The sequence below is a fragment of the Methylobacterium sp. CM6257 genome (genome assembly GCF_054611515.1).
On the sequence record NZ_CM137735.1, the window covers coordinates 950,636 to 970,004 of the forward strand.

Here is a 19,369-nt window from a genome sequence, read left to right on the forward strand (position 1 = left end):
GCGGCGGTCCCACGCAGCAATTGGTACGCATCCGTACTGATTCAAACGCACTTTGCCCTACGGAGTGAAACGGCGCCGCGGCGAAATAGTTTTCCCAGCAACCACGCACAATATCGGAGGTTCTATGCGTCGTCTTTTGAAAACTGCTTTCCTGCCCTGTGCGGCGATGGCTGCTCTTTTATGCACATCGCTCGGCCAGACGGCTGCTTGGGCCGGCACCTCCCGTTGCGGCCCGGAAATCGATAAGGTGCAGACGAGAATGCCGTCACAGGTCAACGCCGGCCCCGCCGAAATGGCGTCTGCGGAACTGCGTCTCGCGCGGGAAGAAGACATGAAGAATAACGAAAAATCGTGTTTGGATCATGTCAGCAAAGCAAACCATGCTCTTGAGCAGAAATCAGTCTCAGACAGCAAGAGATAGCTGTGCCGTATACCATGTGTGCTTCATGAATTCTGTTTGTGCTGGTGCCGCTCCGCTTGGCTTATCAGCCCCTAGCTCTGCTTCGGTGGCGGCTGAGCGGTGCCGCTCCTCCTGGTAACCTGGGGTCGCAGAACGCCGATCTATCTGAGCATTGCAGACAGCAAATCCCGCCGTTGGTGGGTGCTCAGGTTGGCGCGACTCCGAGCGCTCGGAGGTCCATAATGCCGGATATCGTTCGCCGGGCGGGATCGCCGCATCCGGTTCCCCACGTCGATCCACCTCGGGCTCAGGATCCCCGTTTTGCCGAGGTCGTGCCGCATGGCGCGCGACTCGTCTCGCTCTACGACGATGCGATCTTCAGTGAGGGGCCGGTCTGGTGGCCTGTCCGCCGCATGCTGGTTTGGTCGGATGTCGAGGGCCCGCGCGTGCTCGGCTGGCGCGAGGATAGGTGCGTCGAGGTGGTCGTCGATGCCACGCCGTTCATCAGCGGCCACACGGTCGACCATGCGAGCAATCTCGTGCACTGCGAACACGGGAATCGGCGCCTGTCGCGCACGACGCCTGACGGACACTACGAGCCTCTGGTCGGGACCTACCGGGGACGGCGTTTCAATTCGCCGGACGACGTCGTCTGCGCCGCTGACGGCGCGCTCTGGTTCACCGACCCGAGCTACGGGCTCACGCTGCCCAAGCAGGGTGCACTCGCCGAGCCCGAACTCGACCACCGGAGCGTCTACCGCGTCGATCCGATATCTGCGCTAGCACTGTCCCGCGGCCAGATTGACGAGACCTGCCGCGGATGGGATCACATCCCGGCTGTCGACTCCGTCGGCAAAGAGCACCTCGTGAGACGCCCGCTGCCCACGTCAGCACAGCGGGCGTTTCACCAGAGCTTCTCGCAAATCTTCATCGAGAGCTGGAGGCGCCAACGCACCACGATCCGACCGCACAGCGCTCGCGTTATCGCCACGGGTCTGGAGAGATGTCCCTGCGAAGCTTCGCTGCCCGATCAGCTGCGCTGACTCCGACTGGCCAAACCGCAACGCCGACACAAGTCGTTCAAGAATCCCGAAAACAGTCACTCCGCAGAACAGGACCGACCTGTACGCTAGAGTACCGAAACAGGCACATGCAGCGCGAGGGTGCGCCTTGAAAGGCCGACGGTCTCCACCAATTTCGCCGTTGGTCTTTCGAGTGCCGATACGCCGGCATGAACACGCAGTGACAGTTTTTCGGCGCAAAAGCCCGAATTTCCGGTAAAATCGTCTATAGCGTCGCTAATAAATGAATATGCATGTCAATATAGTTCAAGTGATTTTCATGGCAATCGCAAGCCGATTTCTAATTTTGAGATTCACAGCCCTGATAACAAGCAAAATCATTATAACTCAAATGAAGCACAAAGTTATTTACTAGTAAAGTCGGTCAATCGGTTGTTAGATCTGGACGCGAATCGGTCCCTCACCGTCTGAACCCTCGTACAGCGTGCGGCCGATCGCATTGCAACAACAGCCAGCAATCTCGGGGATCGATGTGGCTGATCCAATCCGGATGCGCGGACATGACGGACATGACCGGTTACTCCGCATGGCCGCAGCCAATCTAGCTCGGCTCTTCGCTGGCGCGACGCTGATCGAACTCGGCGGCTGTGGTGTGCTCAATCACGGTTTTCTGAGCGCCGCAGGGCCGGTCGCCGACCGCACACGCGGTCTGTTCTTCCTCGTCTGTTTCATCCTCCTCTTCGTCGCCGGGCCAGTCCTGCTACTGACGCCGATCGTCGCGTGGCACTACCGGCTCTCGAACTCCGAAAGCGCCTACAGGCCACGATGGGGCTTCAACTGGCCTCTCGAAGGCTTGATCTGGATCCCGCCCATCATCATCGTGATCGTGCTCGCAGTATTTCTGTGGCGCGACACGCACGCGCTCGATCCCTACAAGCCGCTGGCCTCTCCCGATCCACCAATCGAGGTGCAGGTGGTGGCGCTCGATTGGAAATGGTTGTTCATCTATCCCGGGCAGGGGGTCGCGAGCGTGAACGAACTTGCGTTCCCGGTGGACCGGCCGGTCCATCTCAGCTTGACCAGCGATACGGTCATGCAGTCGTTTTTTGTGCCCAAGTTGGCCGGCCAGATCTACGCGATGGCCGGCATGACCACGCAGCTGAACTTTGCCGCAAGCGAGCCGGGCCGCTTTCGCGGCGAGAACACGCAATTCAACGGGGCGGGGTTCCAGAACCAGAAATTCCTCGTCCTGGCGCAATCCCCTGACGACTACGCTGCTTGGCTGGCCCGTGCGCGGTCCAGTGGAAAGACTCTCGACAACAACGCCTTCCAGGCGCTGTCCACGCCTTCGGCCCAGGCCACTCCGATGCTGTTTGGATCGGTGACGCCCGGCCTCTTCAAGTCGATTCTCGCCCAGAACCATCCTGGCATCCATTCCGCCCAGGAGGGGGAGCCTCGATGAGCGGCGTCACCCTCTGGCACGCTCTGTTCGGGCGGCTCGACGCCAGGTCATTCCCATTCGTGCGCGCATGGGATGACCCCAACGTGAGCGAGATCATCGGCGCCTTCGCGGGTGCGCTGGTCGTGATCGGTGCGGTCGCCCTCGTGGTGCTGCTGACTCGGAAACGCTGGTGGCGGCCGCTGTTCCTCGACTGGCTGACCAGCCTCGATCACAAGAAGATCGGCATCATGTACATCGTGCTTGCCGGCGTGATGTTCTCGCGCGCCTTGATCGAGGCGGTGCTGATGCGGACGCAGCAGTCGCTCGCCGTGAATGCGCCTGGCATCGTTGCGCCCGAGCACTTCGCTCAGCTGTTCAGCACTCACGGCAGCATCATGATCTTCTTCATGGCGATGCCGTTCCTGACGGGTCTCATCAACTATGTGGTGCCGCTCCAGATCGGCGCACGCGACGTGGCTTTCCCGCTGCTGAACTCGATCAGCTTGATGCTGACGGGGGGTGGGGCTGGCTTGGTGATGATCTCACTCGCAATTGGTAAATTCTCCACCGGCGGCTGGTCGGGCTATCCGCCTTACACCGAACTCGCGTATCAGCCCGGCGTCGGCCCCGATTACTGGATCTGGGCTATCACTCTGTCGTCGATTGGCACGACCCTTTCAGGCCTCAACTTCGCGACGACGATCTATAAAAAGCGTTGCCCCGGCATGCATCTCATGCGCATGCCGCTCTTTTGCTGGACGTCGCTGTGCACCGCGATCTTGATGATCTTCGCGATGCCCCCGCTGACCGTCGCGACCGCCCTGCTCGCTCTTGATCGCTACCTCGGCTACCACTTCTTCACGAACGATCTCGGCGGAAATATGATGAACTATGTGAACCTCTTCTGGCTTTTCGGCCATCCAGAGGTCTACATCGTCATACTCCCGGCATTTGGCATCTACTCGGAGGTCGTGTCAGCCTTTTCGTCTAAAGAGCTGTATGGCTATACGTCTCTGGTCATCGCAACCATGGCGATCGGAGTGCTATCTTTCACGGTTTGGTTGCATCATTTCTTCACAATGGGCCAGAACGCGAATATAAATTCTTTCTTCGGGATCGCTACGATGACGATCGGCGTGCCCACCGGCGTGAAGGTCTATGACTGGATTTGGACGATGTTTCGTGGCGAGCTGCGGTTCACGACGCCGATGCTATTCTCGGTCGCCTTCATCATCACCTTCGTGCTCGGCGGCCTCTCCGGCATCCTGCTCGCGATCCCGCCCGTGGACTTCATGGTCCACAACACCGTTTTCCTGGTCGCACACTTCCACAACGTGCTCATCCCCGGCACGCTCTATGGCCTGATTGCCGGCTACCAGTACTGGTTCCCGAAGGCGTTCGGGTTCCGGCTGTCGGAAGGCTGGGGCAAGATCTCCTTCGTCTGCTGGGTCGTCGGATTCTACCTCGCCTTCATGCCGCTCTACGTGCTCGGTCTCGGCGGCATGCCGCGCCGCAGCCAAGAGCTGTTCGAGCCTGACTACCGACCCTGGCTCATCGTCGCTGAGTTCGGAGCCCTCATCCTGCTCGCCGGCCTCGTGACGCTATTCGTGCAGCTTTGGGTCAGCGTGCGGGACCGTGAGAGCAGTCGTGTTCCGGTCGGCGATCCCTGGGATGCGCGCAGCCTCGAATGGTCGGTTGCGGCGCCGCCGCCGGAGTACAACTTCGCGACGATCCCACAGGTCAGCGGCCGCGACACATTTTATCTGCGTAAGGCGCACGAGGGCGCCTACAAGCTGGCCGACCATTACCGCGGCATCGAGATGCCGAAGAATAGCTGGGTTGGACCACTCTTCGGATTGGGAAGCGCGATCTGCACCTTCGGCCTCGTGTGGCACATCTGGTGGATGGCGCTCTTCGGATTCGCGGCGACCTGGCTCTCCGTGATTGCGCGCAGCTTCGTGCGCGAGACCCACCGGTGGATTCCGGCGTCAGAAGTCGAGGCCGAGGACCGCCGCTGGCTCGACCTCGCTCACGCCACGCGACCCGTGCCCCGCCGACTCGAAGAGAGTCAGGCCAATCGCGGGCTCGCGAAGATCATCCCGGCGGAGGTGGCGGCATGACCGGACCGCAGCTCCGGCACATCGGCCTCAACCTCCAGAGTTGCGACGAACTCGAACCGGGCGAGGCCGAGGTGGGCCTCTACGGGTTCTGGATCTTCCTGATGAGCGACGCAGTGCTGTTCGCGCTGCTGTTCGCGGTTTACGGCACGCAGGTTTCGGCCACCGCGGGTGCGCCGGGGCCGCAGGCCGAGTTCAAGCTTGGCAGCGCTTTCATCGAGACACTGGTCCTGCTCACGAGCAGCCTGACCTTCGGGCTGGCCTCGATCGCGATGAAGTACGACCGCGGCCGCATGAGGCTCGTCGTGCTGCTCTGCCTGACGCTGGCCCTCGGGATGGCCTTCCTTGGCTTCGAGTTCAACGATTTCGCCACCATGGTGTCCGATAACGCATCGCCGGACCGTAGTGGCTTCCTGTCCGTCTTCTTCGCCCTGGTGCCGACGCACGGCCTTCACGTCACGGCCGGCTGCATCTGGATCATCGTGATGCTCGTGCAAATCGCGGTCTTCGGTACGGATGCCCGAGTCAAGCTAAACCTGCTGAAACTCGGTCTGTTCTGGCACTTCCTCGATATCGTCTGGATCGCAATCTTCTCCGTGGTTTACCTGCAGGGGAAACTCTGATGCGTGGGCAGGGTCATTCGCGGGCGAGCGTCCTGCTGAAGGCTGCGGGGGCCGTCGCCGTGCTCGGCACCTCCAGGCTCCTGTTCGGCGGCGATGGGGAGCCCGACGGGCAGCCTCGGCGCGACGCGCACCGCAGCCGCGAGCCCAGCGACGACGGTTCGAACGCGAAGCGCGGCGATCTCATCACATACGGCGTCGGCTATGTCTTGGCCTTGCTGCTGACCTGTGCGGCCTTCGCCCTCGTCCACTGGCATTGGGCGACCAGCACGATCGCACCGGGCATCATCTTCGCCTTGGCGCTGGTCCAAGCGATCGTGCATTTCCGCTGCTTCCTGCACATCGATCTGAAGCAGTCGGCTCGCGATGACCTCCAACTGATCCTGTTCTCGACGCTGATCATCGCCGTGATGGTGGGCGGCAGCCTCATCGTTCTGTTCAACCAACGCATGCGCATGATGTAGCCGGCCCCGACGCGCAGAGGGCGTCATGGGCCGGCGCACATCCGCTTCAGCGGCCCTGCAGGCGCCGGGGGGTGTCGGCCATCCGTGCCGCGGCGAGAGCCCCGACGGCGAGGGCGCCGAGCGTCGTGGCGATGCCGAGCTTCAGCCAGCGTGGATCTACTGCCGGGACAGTAGGAAGTGCCCGGCGATCGAAGCGGCCATGTGCGCCGGGGTCCGTATCGACCGCGTCGTAGAGGTTGTCCGGGCGGTTCTCTATCGCAGCTTGGCTCGTCATCTCGCCGCGATAGCCGTTCCGGGCAAGGTAGCCGTCGATCCAGCCCGGCATGATCATATTGCCCAGTATCGCCTTCCACGTCGGGAAGCCGATCCACAATTCTCGCGGCATGTCGTGCGCGACGCGGTAGACGTGGCGGGCGATCGCCTCCGGCTGGTAGATTGGCGGCACCGGCTCCAGGCGCCGCGGCATGCGCGAGCGCGCCCAGTCGAATTGCGGCGTGTTGACCGCGGGAAGCTGCACCATCGTCAAACGCACGCGGCTGCCGTCGTGCAGGAGTTCGCTGCGCAAGCTATCGAGGAAGCCGCGCACCGCGGCCTTGGCGGCGCAGTAGCTCGACTGCAGCGGAATCGAGCGGTAGGTCAGGGCTGAGCCGATGCAGATGATGCTGCCGGCGTCGCGTTCGGTCATATGCTTGAGTGCGGCGAGCGTGCCGTAGACCTGACCGAGATACGTGACCTCGGTCACGCGTTGGTACTCCTCGGGTTTCGTCTGCTGAACCGGCGAGTAGATTGTGACCATCGCGACGTTGATCCAGACGTCGATGGCTCCGAATTCTCTTTCGGTCTCGTCGGCGGCTCGCATGACAGCGTCGGCGTCGGCCACGTCAACTCGGTGAGCCATAGCGCGCCCACCCGCCCGCTCGATGTCCTGCACGGTCCCCTTCAGCCCAGCTTCGCCGCGCGCGAGAACCGAGACGTTCCAGCCGTGCCGGGCGAACTCGTGTGCAATGGCGCGTCCGACGCCGGCGCTCGCGCCGGTTACAACGACGGTTGGCCGCCTATCGTTGGTGCTCTCGTGAATCATGGGCGATCCTTTTTCTAGTTCAACGCGGCCCACAGAAGCAATCGGTCACTGGAATGCGGACTGCTCCTGCCGGGGGATGTTTGCTCAACACTTATTTTACTAATCTGTATGCTAAGCAGCCAGCCGACGATGCCGTGCTAGGGACCCGGCCAACGATCCCTGGGTTGATGCGTCACCGTCGTACAGCCATGTGTGACAGCCTTCGGCTCAGCCGAACGCGCGCTCGCGAAGCGAAGCTCGACGGCGGCGCGCACGTGGGCAGTCGCTGGTTGCGCGCGTCGAGCGCTATCCACGCTCTAACGCGAAACGGCTTGGCAATGAAGTTTGGCCGAAGCATTGGCGACCGCGTATAGTAAAAACTGGCAATCCGCGACAGATTTCAGAATTAAAATCGCCACGATATCGTTTCTGTTCCTGATTACCCCGTGTGCCTGAGGCAGAAAAATCGGAGAGTGATCTAGTTCTGATTTTTTGTTGGTACGACATCGTACCGGTCTTATACCGCAGGCTCACGACGCCACATTCACTCGGCATCCGGCAGCCAAAGGTGCAACGACGCATCCGAAAGATACCGGCCTGGGTGAGATGCGAAGCAGAGCGCTGCACAAGTAGTCCGTGATCGTACTGCTTGACGTCTGATGAACGCAGCGCTTCGGCAGCCGCCGCGGTTTCCCAGAAACGAAAACAGGAGAACCGGAGGACAGGGCTGATGCCCTTATCTCTCATCGTGCCGCTTGCTCTGGCAACCATATTCACAGCTGGCGGAGTCCTGATCCAAAGGCTGGAACGGCACGCGGAACGTGTCACCGGTATCCTCGGTGTCGTCCTCCTCCTCTTCTCGTTCCTGGACATTCTCGCCGTCTTCAGCCGCTTGGCAGACGCCCGTCCGCACCCGATACCACAGGTGACCGCTGATCGCGTGCAAGCCAACCGAACGCTATCGCGACCTCCGAATGTCAAATACGTCAGGTTCGATTGAGCTATTTATTTATCGTTACGTTCTCAAACTTCACTAGTTCCGCGCGTGCTCGTCGTGAATTCGGGCAAATTGACTACTGCGGGCATAAGCACTCTGTACTGTGGGCTGTACGATGCTGGACTTTCGCTTCTGTGTAGCTCTGCGCCGCTCGGGCGGAGTCCTCGATGCACCAGTGCGCGAGGAGACGATCACGGCCACGAGTGCGGCCGAGGCGATCGAGGTCGCCAGAGGCACACACGTCGACATGATCGGCCTGGACGCGAACGTGATCTACGTGACCGACGCCAATGGACACGTCCTCTGGTCGCGGCGTCTAGGCGATGTCTGGCGCTGACGCGGCAGTTCAGCGCCTTGTCGTAGTATCGTCTCGCAGCATTAAGGTCAGGAACGCCGTTGACGAATTCTCAGAGAATGGCAATCGGGGCGTGAAATAGATTGATTCGACCATCGTTGACGTCTTCCGTGAGCCTCTCACGTTCCGCTCCTCTTGGTCATTACCGGGGGGCGAGGCTTTTCGGGGGGGCATACCGGTGCCGGGACCGAACTCCGAATAGAATTGGGGGTCCTGTTCAATCAGGCAGCCGCTCTTTTCGAGAGAGCGTCCCTTCCGGCGAGCACGTTCTTCAGCAGGTGGAGGCTGGCCGGTCCGCGGACGCGCTGCTGACCCGAGGCCCGGGCGGTGCTCGACGCGGCAGTGTCGGATCTCCTCGGCCTCGAACAGGCGCTTCCGGGAGCCACGGACTCGGTCGCCTCGCTAGCTCTCCCGACCGACAAGGTGCCTTGCAGGCCACTGTATGGACGGCGCTGTTCGTGTCCCCAATGGATCTCGCTTGGGCTCGGCTGGCGCCCGGTCGCTTCGCCTTCGTAGCCGAAATTGATCTGCACAGCGATCAAGCTGGCGACAGATCTTTGGGGTGCGGGCGCTGTTCTCGTCCATAAGCCTAGACTTCAGGACAGCGCCGCTTCTGGACCTGTCCGTGCGGCGCAGATGCCTGCCCTGCTACTGATGCGGTCCGGACCCGAAATCGATTCCGTAGTAGCCTCCGCTTTCGAGATGCTGCCGGCTTCGGCCGAATAGCGGCAGAGGGCGCAAAGCTGAATGTCGGCTTTCGCGCGGCAACCCAGCGACGGTTCATGCGCCGAAGCGGCGGCAGACTGGAAGCGAACATCACGAGGAGGGACTCAAAGTCCCTTCTCGAGCAGAGGCATCGTGAACGACAGCGGGGGAGAGATCCCCGCAGCATCTGGCAACCGGCGGGCTCAGCCGATTCCGAGGCCTCGGATGAGGAGGACGGCGATGGCGAGGAGCACGAGGAGGGAGGCGGTGACCGCCAGGGTCACCCGGCCGCCGACCCGGGCCAGCACGCGCACGTCCACGCCGAGGCCCAGCGCGGCCATCGACACGATCGTGAGGAAGCCGGCAAGCCGGGAGACCGGCGCGATCCCGGCGTCCGGGATCAGCCCGAGTGAGCGCAGGGTGGCCAGAGCCAGAAAGCCCAGGATGAACCACGGCACCAGCTTGAAGAACCCGAGCCGGCCCGGGGCCGCCTGGCCGGTCGCTCCCGCTGCCGGCAGGCGCGGGGCGATCAGCGACAGCGCCAGCACCACCGGCCCGAGCATCAGCACCCGCACCAGCTTGACCAGCGTGCCGACCTGCGTGGCCAGCGCGCTCACCGGAACGGTCGCGGCCAGCACCTGCGGCACCGCGTAGACGGTCAGCCCCGCCAGAACCCCGTACTGGTGCTCGCTGAAGCCGGCCAGCGGCACGAACAAGGGCAGGCCCAGCACCATCAGCACGCCCAGCACGGCCGTGAACGCGATCGCCGCCGCCACGTCCCGGCCGTCGGCCCCGATCACCGGCGCCACCGCGGCGATCGCCGAGTTGCCGCAGATGGCGTTGCCGCAGGCGATCAGCAGCGCCATGCGCACCGGCAGCCCGAGGCCGCGGCAGATCGCGCAGCTCGCCAGGATCGTGAGCGCCACCGCCCCGACGATGCCGGCCAGCAGCGCCGGGCCGGAGGCGACGATGGCGCCCAGGCTCACGGAGGCGCCGAGCAGCGTGACCGCCACCTCCAGCACCTGCTTGGCCGAGAAGGCGATCCCGGCCTTGAAGCGCGCGCCCGGCACCCACACGGTGCGCAGGGCCGTGCCGAGCAGGATGGCGAGCACCAGCGCCTCGACGTAAGGGTGGCCAGTCAGGTGCTCCTCGCCCGCCTGCAGCGCCTGCGCCACGGCGGTGAGGGCCGCGCAGAGCAGCAGGCCCGGCAGCAGCGAGCCGGCCGTCCCCGCCCAGGCGGCGGCCCGGCCCCGGCCGGCGGCCCCCGACCGGGCCGGCGGCGTGCTTGTCGCCGTCGTGGCACTCATGGCGGTCGTCGCCGTGGCGGCGGTCCTGGCGCTCATGGCGCGGCCTCCTGTCGGGCGCTCAGTAGGTGGCGCCGAGATAGGCGGCGATGGCCTTGGCCTGCTCGGCCGCGATCGGCGCGCGGTAGACCTTGATCATCTTGGTCACCTCCGCCTCCCAGAACGCCGGGCCCTTCTTCGGCGGCTGCATGGCGACGTAGTCGGCCGAGTGGCAGGTCAGGCAGTTCTCCTGCGCGGCCTGGAAGCCGGCCGCCTGGGCGGCCTCCGGCGGCGGCTTGAACTGCGCCGTCGGCTCGGGCAGCGCGTAGGTGTCGGGCGCGGCCCGCGCGGCCGGCCCGGCCAGGGCGGCCACGAGCGCGGCGGCGGCCACGAGCGCGAGGGCGGCGGACCGTCCGGTGGACCTGAGCATGGCCATCTCCCTCAGGCCGCCTGCACGCGGGTGGTCTCGACGACGTTGCGCATGTACCCGGCCGGGTTCCAGCGCGGCTCCATCGGCTGGGTGCCGCCGTCGTTGCCGGTGGCGCGCACCCGCAGGGCGTGCGCGCCCGGCGCCAGCTCGAGCTCCGCGCTCCAGGGCCGGAAGGCGAACCGGCCGAGATCCTGGCCGAGCCGGGCCGGGCTCCAGCTCTGGCCGTCATCGGCCGAGACCTCCACCGCCTTGATGCCCGAGCCGCCGTCGAAGGCGATGCCGCGCACGGGCAGGCGCCCGGCCTTCACCTGCGCGCCGTCGGCGAGGTTGGTGATGAACGAGCGGACGTTGAAGCGGCCGATCGGCACGGTCTTGTCGGGCGCCTTGCCGGGCTCGGTGCAGGCGCAGGCGTTGTCGGGGATGCGGTAGGCGCTCTTCATCCAGAAGCCCTCGAAGGGGTGATCGAGGACGGTGATGCTGTTGAGGTGCTTGACCCAGTAGGTGCCGTAGTAGCCGGGCACGACGAGGCGCAGCGGGAAGCCGTTGAGCCAGGGCAGGGGCTCGCCGTTCATGGTCAGGGCGAGCATCACCTGGCCGTCGCGGGCGTGGTCGAGGGCCAGCGCCTTGGCGAAGTCGGGGGTCTCGGGCAGGACCGGCCCGTCGAGGCCCTCGAAGGCGACCTGGACGGCGCCGGCCTTCACGCCGGCCCGGTCGAGCACGCTTTTGAGCGGCACGCCGGTGAAGCGGGCGCAGCCCATGGCGCCGTTGGCGAGCTGGCCGCCGGCGATGCGCGGCTCGAAGAAGCCGCGGGAATTGCCCGAGCACTGGTTGACGGCGACGATCTCGGTCTGGGGCAGGGCCTTGAGGTCGGCGAGCGCCAGGGAGAGCGGGCGCTCGACCTGGCCCTGGACGGCGAGGCGGAAGGTGTCGGGGTCGATCTGGGTGGGGATGTCGGCGAGGTGGTAGCGGACGAAGAAGGCGTCGTTGGGGGTGAGGGCGCCTTCGTCGAAGACCGAGAACGGCGTCTCCAGCTGCGGCGGGCGGGCGGTCATCTGCAGCAGCGGCCGCTTGCCCGGATAGGCCACCAGCGGCCGCTCGCCGTTCCCAAACGGAAGCGTCGCGGCGTCGCCCGCCCGGGCGCGCGGCACGCCCCCGAGCGCGGCCAGGGCGCCGAGCGCGGTCAACCGCATGAAGTCCCGTTTTCCGCGATCGGTCATCGAGCACTCCCATCCTGGCTGTCGCAGCCGAATTCCGTTGCGGCGCGCCGCAGCCCCGCCGGGCTGGCGTCTCGCCGGAGAAGGTCCCGGTCAGCGCAGGACCGAGAGGTAGTGGATGTCCTGCGTCAGGCAGGTCGAGAGGCGCCACTCGACCGGCCGCTCCTCCAGATCGATGGCGACGCGGTCGATCTCGAGGGCCGGGGTCCCGACAGGCACCTGGAGCAGCTCCGCCTCGCGGGTCCCGATCGCCACGGCCTTCAGGCGCTCGTTGGCGGTGGCGATCGTGATGCCGAAGCGGGTGGCGTAGAGGCTGTAGAGGGTGTTGGGCAGCTCGATCCCGGCGATGCCGGGGAACAGGCTGGCGGGCACGCTGATCGTCTCGGCCACGCACAGCTTCGCGTCGACGGCGCGCACGCGCTCGATCCGCACCACCCGGGCGGCGCGCACGAGGTCGAGGCGCCCGCGCTCGTCGGCGCTGGCGGTGGCCTCCGCGATCGCCGTCACCTGACTGGTCGGCATGCCGACCCCGTCATTGTCCGGACGCAGCTTCAGGAAGCGGAAGACGCTCTGCTTGTCGTCGTGGTCGGCCACGAAGGTGCCGCGGCCCTGGCGGCGCACCAGCAGACTGTCGGCGGTGAGCGCGTCAAGCGCCTTGCGCACCGTCCCCTGGCTGACCCCGAGCTCGACGGCGAGCTGCCCCTCGCTCGGCAGCATCTGGCCGGGCTGCCAGACCGCGTCGGCGAGGCGCTTCAGCAGCGTGTCGTAGACCTGCCGATAGAGCGGTCGGAAGCCGACGCCGACGACGCGTCCCGAACCTGCCTGCCCGTCCCCTGACCGTTCCATTGTCTGACGACGCTGAGTCCCAGCCGTGGGTAGAGCGTCGAAGGATGTGTCCAGCACCTCTCCCTCCTCTCGCTTACGTCGCCCGGCCGACCGGGGCAATCACAGGTTTCTTCTCCGCACAGGCGATCCGCGTCACAGCGCCCGGATCTCGGCGACGAGGGCGTCCGGCAGGGCGAGGCCGGCCTCGGCGGCCCGGTGGCGGAGTGCCAGCCGGCGGCTGCCCGGGAGCCGGGCGCCGTCCTGCGACTCGATCGCCGCGGCGAGGGCCGCGAAGCGCTCCGGCGCGTCCGGGCTGAGCGCGGCGGCGTCGAGGGCCAGGATCAGCTGCCCGGTCCCCGGCGGGTCGCCCGCGGCATCGAGGAAGGAGGAGGCCTCCCCGGCGAAGCGCGCGCCGACGAGCCCGGCGGCGAGCAGCTCGACCATCAGGGCGAGGGCCGTGCCCTTGGCGTCGCCCAGCGGCACCATCGTGCCGTCGAGGGCGGCCTTGGCATCCGTGGTCGGGCGCCCCTCGGCGTCGAGGGCCCAGCCCTCGGGGATCGACTCGCCGCGCTTGGCGGCCCCGACGATGTTGGCGCGGGCCACCTTCGAGAGGGCGAGGTCGACCACGATCGGCGCCCGGCCCGGCAGCGGGCAGGCGAAGGCCAGCGGGTTGGTGCCGAACACCGCGCGGTGACCACCCCAGGGCGCCATGGCGGCGGGCGTGTTGGCGAAGAGCAGCGCGACGCAGCCCTGCTCGGCCAGGGCCTCGACCGGCCGTCCCGCCGCGCCGCAATGGTGCGAGCGGCGGATGCCGGCCGCCGCCACGCCCTGCTGGCGGGTGAGCCCGGGCAGCGCCTCCAGGGCGAGATCGATCGCCGGGTAGGCGAAGCCGTGAGCGGCGTCGATCGCGAGCAGGCCCGGCCGCGGGCGCTCCGCCCGCGGGACCGCGTCGCCCAGGACCTTGCCGGCGCGCACCTGCGCTCCGTAGGGCGCCACCCGCGAGAGGCCGTGGCCCTTCAGGCCGTCCGCCTCGGCCCCGACCAGGGCGCGGGCGACGCTGCGCGCGGCGGTCTCAGCCGTGCCGCAGCGGATGAGGGCTTCCTCGGCGAGGGTTTCGGCTTCCGAGAGGGTGAGGTTCGGCATCGGATCAGCGCTCCGTAAGGTGACGGCGCACGGCCCGCGCCGTGACGGCCGAGACGCGCACGTTCGATTCCTGGGTCACCCCGGCGATGTGCGGCGTCAGGATCAGGTTCGGCGCGTCCGCGAACCGGGCGCCGGCTTCCGCGTCGAGGGGCTCGCGGTCGAAGACGTCGAGCGCCGCGCCGCCGAGATGGCCCGCGCGCAGGGCGGCCGCGACCGCCGCCTCGTCCACGACACCGCCCCGGGCCGCGTTGATCAGGATCGCCCCGCGGGGCATCCGGGCGAGGGCGGCCGCGTCGATCAGGCCGCGGGTCTGATCGGTGAGCGGCACGTGCAGGGAGAGCACGTCGCTCTCGGCGATCAGCGCGTCGAGGTCTCGGTTCCGGACCGGGCCCTCGGGCGGGTTCCAGGCGGGATCCGCGGGCGCCACGAAGGGGTCGTGGGCGGCGATCGTCATCCCGAGGGCGGCCGCCCGGCGGGCGGTCTCGCGGGCGATCGCGCCGAAGCCCACGAGGCCGAGGCGCTTGCCGCCGATCTCGCGGCCCATCAGCGCGTTGCGCGGCCACGTGCCGGCGGCGACGCTGGCGGTCGCCCCGTAGGCGCCGCGCAGCAGCAGCATCGCGGTGGCCACGACATACTCGGCGACCGCAGAGTCATTGGCGCCCGTGGCCGGATAGACCGCGATGCCGCGCGCGGCGCAGGCCGCGACGTCGATGTTGTCGAGGCCGACGCCCAGGCGTCCGACCACCTTGAGGTCCCGGGCGGCGGCGAGCAGGCCGCCGCGCACCTGAGTCCGGTTGCGCACGATCAGGGCGTCGGCCTCCGCCACGGCGGCGGCCAGCGCCTCGGGCCGGTCCACGAGGCCGGGATCGTACAGCGTGTCGAAGCCGGCGAGTTCGGCCGCGATCGCCGCCTCGTCCATGAACTCGCTGATGACGACCTTGGGCATGGTGGAGGTCCTTCTTCAGGTCGCCGGCACGGCGGCCGGCAGGGGACGGTGGAGTGCCGCAGCGGGCTCGCGGGCCGGGATCTCGCCCGCGGTCTCCTCGTCGTCCAGGGTGTCCAGGTTCGGCGTGATGCGGCCGTCGAGCACCGCGCGGGCATGGGCGAGATCGATCTTGCCCTCCCAGCGGGCGATCACGAGGGTCGCCACCATGTTGCCGATCGCGTTCGTGACGCAGCGCAGCTCGTTCAGGATGCGGTCCACGCCGATGATCAGGGCGATGCCCGCCACCGGGAGGAGCTGTGAGGCCTGCAGCGTCGCGGCCAGCACGAACAGGATGGCGCCGGCCACGCCCGCGACGCCCTTCGAGGTGACGAGCGCGATGGCCAGGATGCCGAGTTCCTGCTCCCAGGTCAGCGGCACATTAAGGGCCTGGGCGATGAAGCCGATCGCCATGGTCAGGTAGATGCACGAACCGTCCATGTTAAAGGAGAGTCCGGCCGGCATCACCAAGCCGGTGACGCTCTTGTCGACGCCGAGCCCGTTCAGCTTGGCCATGATCCGCGGCAGGACCGATTCCGTGCTCGTCGTGCCCAGCAGGATGAACAGCTCCTCGCGGGCGTAGCGGAACAGCTTCCACAGGCTCAGGCCGACGTAGAAGCGCATCACCCCACCGAGGAAGACCGCTATGAACACGAAGAAGGTCAGGTAGAGCGAGACGATCAGAAGCCCGTACTGGGCCAGGATGCCGAGCCCGAACTTGCCGATGGTGAAGGCCATCGCCCCGAAGGCGCCGAACGGCGCGAAGTGCATGATCAGGCCGACGACCTTCATCAGCACGTCCCCGAAGGCATGGACCACCTTCAGCGGGAACTCGCCCTTCTTGCCCAGCATCGCCAGACCCATGCCGACGAGCACCGAGAAGAACATCACCTGGATCAGGTCGCCCTTGGCGAAGGCGTCGACCGCGCTGTGCGGGATGATGTTGGCGATGATCTCCATCGGGCCCTGCGCGTGCGCCTTGCCGGCGATGCCGGCCACGAGCTTCGCGTCGAGGCTGTCGACGGTGGCATTCACCCCGTCGCCCGGCCGCAGCAGGTTGACGAACAGAAGGCCCGCCCCGAGCGCAACCGTCGTGGCGATCTCGAAATACACGATGGTCTTCAAGCCCATCCGCCCGACGGTCTTCATGTCGCCGACATGCGCGATGCCGACCACGACCGTGCAGAAGATGACGGGGGCCACGATCATCTTGATCAGGTTGATGAACATATCGCCGAGGACTTTGCAGCCGACGGCGAATTCGGGGGCAACCACGCCGACGGCGACACCGAGCGCGATGCCGAGCAGAACCTGGCCGTAGATCGACCGCAGCAACCTCATACGTTCCTCCACTGTGACGGGACGGAGGCCGCCGCGATGTATCCCGCGGTCGTGCTCCCCTCGTGGTCCGGACCCCGTGGCGTCGGGGCGGCGCCCGCGGAAACCGATCCGCGGGCGCCGGACAAGCGCCTCAGGCGCTGCGGTAGAGCTTCGTCATCACGAATTCCCGGTGGCCGAGGGACTCGGCCGCCGTGAGCCGGCCGTTGGCGGTGCGCACCACCATGTCGATCAGCGCGTCGCCAGCCTGCGGGATGGTCATCTCGCGGCTGAGCACGCCCGACACGTCGACGTCGATATGCTCACCCATGGTGCGCACGGTCCGGGGGTTGCCGCTGATCTTGATCACCGGGACGATCGGGTTGCCGATCACGTTGCCCTGGCCGGTCGGGAAGGTGTGGACCACGTAGCCGGCCGCCGCCATCAGGGTGACGCACTCGGCCGCCGCCGAGGACGTGTCCATGAAGTAGAGGCCGGGCCCTTTGGCGGGCGCCTCCGCGGGCTGTAGCGCGTCGATGAACCGGCACTCGTGGCCGATCTTCTCGAGGTTGCCGAGCGCCTTCTCCTCGATCGTCGTGAGGCCGCCCGCGATGTTGCCCTTGGTCGGCTGCGAGTCCGAGAGATCGTCGGTCTTGTGGGCCTCGATCACGTCGTCCTGGTAGGCCTTCCACATAGTGTACCACTTGTCGGCGATTTCGGGGCTGGCCGCCCGCTCGCGACAGAGGTGCTCGGCGCCAGTAATCTCCGAAGTCTCGCCGAAGACGCCGTAGATCCCGTGCGGGATCAGCTTGTCGTACATGTTGCCGACGGTAGGGCAAGAGGCGAGGCCGGTGGTCGTGTCGGACTCGCCGCACTTCGTCGAGACCCAGAGTTCGGCGATCGGGCATTCCTCGCGCTGGAGCTCGGTGGCCCACTGCACGAAGCGCTTGGCTTGGTAGCTCGCCTTCGCGACGGTGGCGATGTCGCCGTGGCCCTCGATGCCGAAGCCGATGACGGGCTTGCCGGTCTTGGCGATGCCCTCGACCACGCGATTGGTCCACTGGTCTTCGATGCCGATCACCACGACGGCCGCGACATTCGGATTCGAGCCGATTCCGATGAGGGTCCGGAAATGAAGGTCCAGATCCTCGCCGAACTGGAGCCGGCCGTAGGCGTGGGGCAGCGCCATCGTGCCCTTCACGTTGTTGGCGACCGACTCGCAGGCGGCATTGGAGAGATCGTCGAGGGGCAGGAGCACGACGTGGTTGCGCACGCCGACCCGGCCGTTCTCCCGGCGCCAGCCCATGAAGGTGGCGGACTTGTAATCTTTCGAGGCGCGGTCGGTCGAGAGCGCCTTCGTGGCGAATTGATCGGGCGCGCCGCCGACGAAGGGCGTGGCGATCTCGTGTTCGAGCTGAGCGGCTTCCTTGAACATCGTCACCTCACCAGCGCTTCGTCTTGACGTTGTGGACGTGGACATGCTCGCCCTTGGCGACGTCCTTGATAACCTTGCCGATGTCCTGGCCGTACTTGATGGCCGTGTCGCCCGCCTTCAGATCGGTGAGCGCGACCTTATGGCCGATCGGGATGTCGTGGCGGACATGCACCGAGAAGGTGGTGTCGTTCTCGGTGATCACCCCGAAAGCGTCCGTGTTGGCGCTCAGGCCCTCGATCACCGCGACGGCGACGTTGTCCTGGGGGGAATGGGCGAGAAGATGCGGCTTGCGGCGCCTCTCGCCGGACGCGGCGTGGCTGCTCATGCGGTCCTCCTGATGGCTGTCGTCGGCTTCTTGGCGGCGACTGGTCTTATATAAGACCTATAACTTACCGGGCGTCAATGCCTGATTGGCCATTGGGGCTGTTTTCGGTGCTGCGCGGTTGAAGACTTGCTCGAGCCGACCCGACGAGGGCAGCAGCGCCGGGAAGAATGCGAGGTGCGGCACCGGTCCGCGCATCCGACCTCTCCTTGGGGCGGACGCGGTCGGCCGTCCAGCAACACCGGGGTCGCCGGGCTTCGGCGAGCATCCTGGCGCGGCGGTCGCCGCCTTGCACTGAGCCGAGTCTTATATAAGATACATACAAAGGGCGGCCTGCGGGATTGTGCAGGCGCAAACGGGGGACGCAAGATGCCGATGAGAACCGCCGGCCGGGCCGAGTGCCCGCGGTGAACGAGACGTTCGTCCTCCTCCTCTGCGTCGGCTGCGCCGGCCTGATCTCGGGCCTTACGGGGTTCGCCTTCGCGCTGATCGCCTCCGGCACGCTGCTCTCGATCCGCACGCCCGTCGAGGCGACCGCCCTCGTGCTCGTCTGCAGCATCCTCTCGCAGGGGATCTCGATCCTGCGCCTGCGGACCTGGCCACCGCGCGGCACCGCCTTCGCGATGATCCTACCGGGTCTCATCGGGGCGCCGATCGGCATCCACCTGCTGCACGACCTCGATCCGAGATTCGTCAAGGTCGCGATCGGCACGTTCCTGATCCTGTACAGCGGCGTCGTTGCCCTGCTGCGCGCGGATTACCGGGTGGGCTTCGGCAATCCCTGGAGCGACGGCGTGATCGGGTTCCTGGGCGGCGTGCTGGGCGGGATCGCGGGGCTGAGCGGCGCGCTGCCGACGGCCTGGAGCCTCGTGCGCGGCTGGGATCCGCGTACCCAGCGGGCGGTCTATCAGTTGTTCACCCTGGTGATGCAGGTCTGGGCTCTGTCGATCCTCGCCTATCTCGATCCGCTTCCGCCCGAGCTCCTCGGCGATCTTGCCCTGGCGCTGCCGGTTGTGCTGGTGACCGTGCTCGGCGGGCTCGCGCTGTTCACCCGGATTGACCAGCGCCGCTTCCGCGCCCTCGTCCTCGCGCTGCTCGCTGCGATCGGCCTGACCACCACGGCGCTGGCGCTGCCCGGCCTGCTGCAGGGCTGAGCGCAGCCGGCCGGTCAGGTGGCACTTTCCGTCGCAAGCCCCGATCTCGACCTCATCGTGAGGTGCCCGCGCCAGCGGGCCTC

At 66.5% G+C, this 19,369-nt stretch carries 18 protein-coding genes; 8 read left to right on the top strand and 10 right to left on the bottom strand.

Translation table 11 applies throughout. The features are described from left to right. Positions 1-124: 124 nt before the first annotated feature. From ACYCO6_RS04515 to ACYCO6_RS04540, 6 genes are all read left to right on the top strand, one after another. Positions 125-421, top strand: a complete 297-nt coding sequence (locus ACYCO6_RS04515) for a hypothetical protein (protein ID WP_459769697.1) — start codon at positions 125-127, stop codon at positions 419-421. 221 nt (positions 422-642) lie between these two features. Further along, positions 643-1,443 carry an SMP-30/gluconolactonase/LRE family protein gene (locus ACYCO6_RS04520; RefSeq protein WP_459769700.1) on the top strand — a complete coding sequence of 267 codons (801 nt, stop codon included), beginning with the start codon at positions 643-645 and terminating at the stop codon, positions 1,441-1,443. 565 nt (positions 1,444-2,008) lie between these two features. Then, the gene (locus ACYCO6_RS04525; RefSeq protein ID WP_459769702.1) at positions 2,009-2,884 is read left to right on the top strand and encodes a COX aromatic rich motif-containing protein; all 876 of its coding nucleotides are present in this window, start codon (positions 2,009-2,011) and stop codon (positions 2,882-2,884) included. Further along, positions 2,881-4,983 carry a cbb3-type cytochrome c oxidase subunit I gene (locus ACYCO6_RS04530; RefSeq protein WP_459769704.1) on the top strand — a complete coding sequence of 701 codons (2,103 nt, stop codon included), beginning with the start codon at positions 2,881-2,883 and terminating at the stop codon, positions 4,981-4,983. Before ACYCO6_RS04525 ends, ACYCO6_RS04530 begins: the two co-directional genes overlap by 4 nt. Continuing rightward, positions 4,980-5,603, top strand: a complete 624-nt coding sequence (locus tag ACYCO6_RS04535; RefSeq protein WP_459769707.1) for a cytochrome c oxidase subunit 3 — start codon at positions 4,980-4,982, stop codon at positions 5,601-5,603. Before ACYCO6_RS04530 ends, ACYCO6_RS04535 begins: the two co-directional genes overlap by 4 nt. Further along, positions 5,603-6,064: a cytochrome o ubiquinol oxidase subunit IV gene (locus tag ACYCO6_RS04540; RefSeq protein ID WP_459769710.1), complete on the top strand. Its 462-nt coding sequence runs from the start codon at positions 5,603-5,605 to the stop codon at positions 6,062-6,064. The genes ACYCO6_RS04535 and ACYCO6_RS04540 overlap by 1 nt, the downstream gene beginning before the upstream one ends. 46 nt (positions 6,065-6,110) lie before the next feature. On the opposite strand, the gene ACYCO6_RS04545 is transcribed toward ACYCO6_RS04540, so the two are convergent. Further along, positions 6,111-7,145, bottom strand: a complete 1,035-nt coding sequence (locus ACYCO6_RS04545) for an SDR family oxidoreductase (protein ID WP_459769712.1) — start codon at positions 7,143-7,145, stop codon at positions 6,111-6,113. Positions 7,146-8,236: 1,091 nt separating this feature from the next. Between ACYCO6_RS04545 and ACYCO6_RS04550 the strand changes: the two genes are divergently transcribed. Beyond that, complete coding sequence (locus ACYCO6_RS04550) at positions 8,237-8,458, top strand: hypothetical protein (protein ID WP_459769714.1); 222 nt, start codon at positions 8,237-8,239, stop codon at positions 8,456-8,458. 926 nt (positions 8,459-9,384) lie between these two features. On the opposite strand, the gene ACYCO6_RS04555 is transcribed toward ACYCO6_RS04550, so the two are convergent. From ACYCO6_RS04555 to ACYCO6_RS04595, 9 genes are all read right to left on the bottom strand, one after another. Then, positions 9,385-10,524 (bottom strand): YeiH family protein, encoded by a 1,140-nt coding sequence (locus ACYCO6_RS04555; RefSeq protein WP_459769716.1) that lies wholly within the window; start codon positions 10,522-10,524, stop codon positions 9,385-9,387. A 22-nt stretch (positions 10,525-10,546) separates the two neighbouring features. Next, positions 10,547-10,894 carry a SorB family sulfite dehydrogenase c-type cytochrome subunit gene (gene sorB / locus ACYCO6_RS04560; RefSeq protein ID WP_459769718.1) on the bottom strand — a complete coding sequence of 116 codons (348 nt, stop codon included), beginning with the start codon at positions 10,892-10,894 and terminating at the stop codon, positions 10,547-10,549. Between the two features lie 11 nt (positions 10,895-10,905). Beyond that, positions 10,906-12,111, bottom strand: coding sequence for a SorA family sulfite dehydrogenase catalytic subunit (sorA, locus tag ACYCO6_RS04565; protein ID WP_459769720.1), 1,206 nt, complete (start codon positions 12,109-12,111; stop codon positions 10,906-10,908). Positions 12,112-12,201: 90 nt separating this feature from the next. Beyond that, positions 12,202-13,011, bottom strand: a complete 810-nt coding sequence (locus tag ACYCO6_RS04570; RefSeq protein ID WP_459769722.1) for a GntR family transcriptional regulator — start codon at positions 13,009-13,011, stop codon at positions 12,202-12,204. A gap of 75 nt (positions 13,012-13,086) precedes the next feature. Further along, positions 13,087-14,076: an Ldh family oxidoreductase gene (locus ACYCO6_RS04575; protein WP_459769724.1), complete on the bottom strand. Its 990-nt coding sequence runs from the start codon at positions 14,074-14,076 to the stop codon at positions 13,087-13,089. A gap of 4 nt (positions 14,077-14,080) precedes the next feature. Further along, positions 14,081-15,022 (bottom strand): NAD(P)-dependent oxidoreductase, encoded by a 942-nt coding sequence (locus tag ACYCO6_RS04580; protein WP_459769726.1) that lies wholly within the window; start codon positions 15,020-15,022, stop codon positions 14,081-14,083. A 15-nt stretch (positions 15,023-15,037) separates the two neighbouring features. Beyond that, positions 15,038-16,399: a cation:dicarboxylate symporter family transporter gene (locus ACYCO6_RS04585; RefSeq protein ID WP_459769727.1), complete on the bottom strand. Its 1,362-nt coding sequence runs from the start codon at positions 16,397-16,399 to the stop codon at positions 15,038-15,040. A gap of 130 nt (positions 16,400-16,529) precedes the next feature. Next, positions 16,530-17,810, bottom strand: a complete 1,281-nt coding sequence (locus ACYCO6_RS04590) for a UxaA family hydrolase (protein WP_459769730.1) — start codon at positions 17,808-17,810, stop codon at positions 16,530-16,532. A 7-nt stretch (positions 17,811-17,817) separates the two neighbouring features. Further along, the gene (locus ACYCO6_RS04595) at positions 17,818-18,135 is read right to left on the bottom strand and encodes a UxaA family hydrolase (protein WP_459769733.1); all 318 of its coding nucleotides are present in this window, start codon (positions 18,133-18,135) and stop codon (positions 17,818-17,820) included. A 404-nt stretch (positions 18,136-18,539) separates the two neighbouring features. On the opposite strand from ACYCO6_RS04595, the gene ACYCO6_RS04600 reads away from it, so the two are divergent. After that, positions 18,540-19,286, top strand: coding sequence for a sulfite exporter TauE/SafE family protein (locus tag ACYCO6_RS04600; RefSeq protein WP_459769735.1), 747 nt, complete (start codon positions 18,540-18,542; stop codon positions 19,284-19,286). Positions 19,287-19,369: the final 83 nt, after the last annotated feature.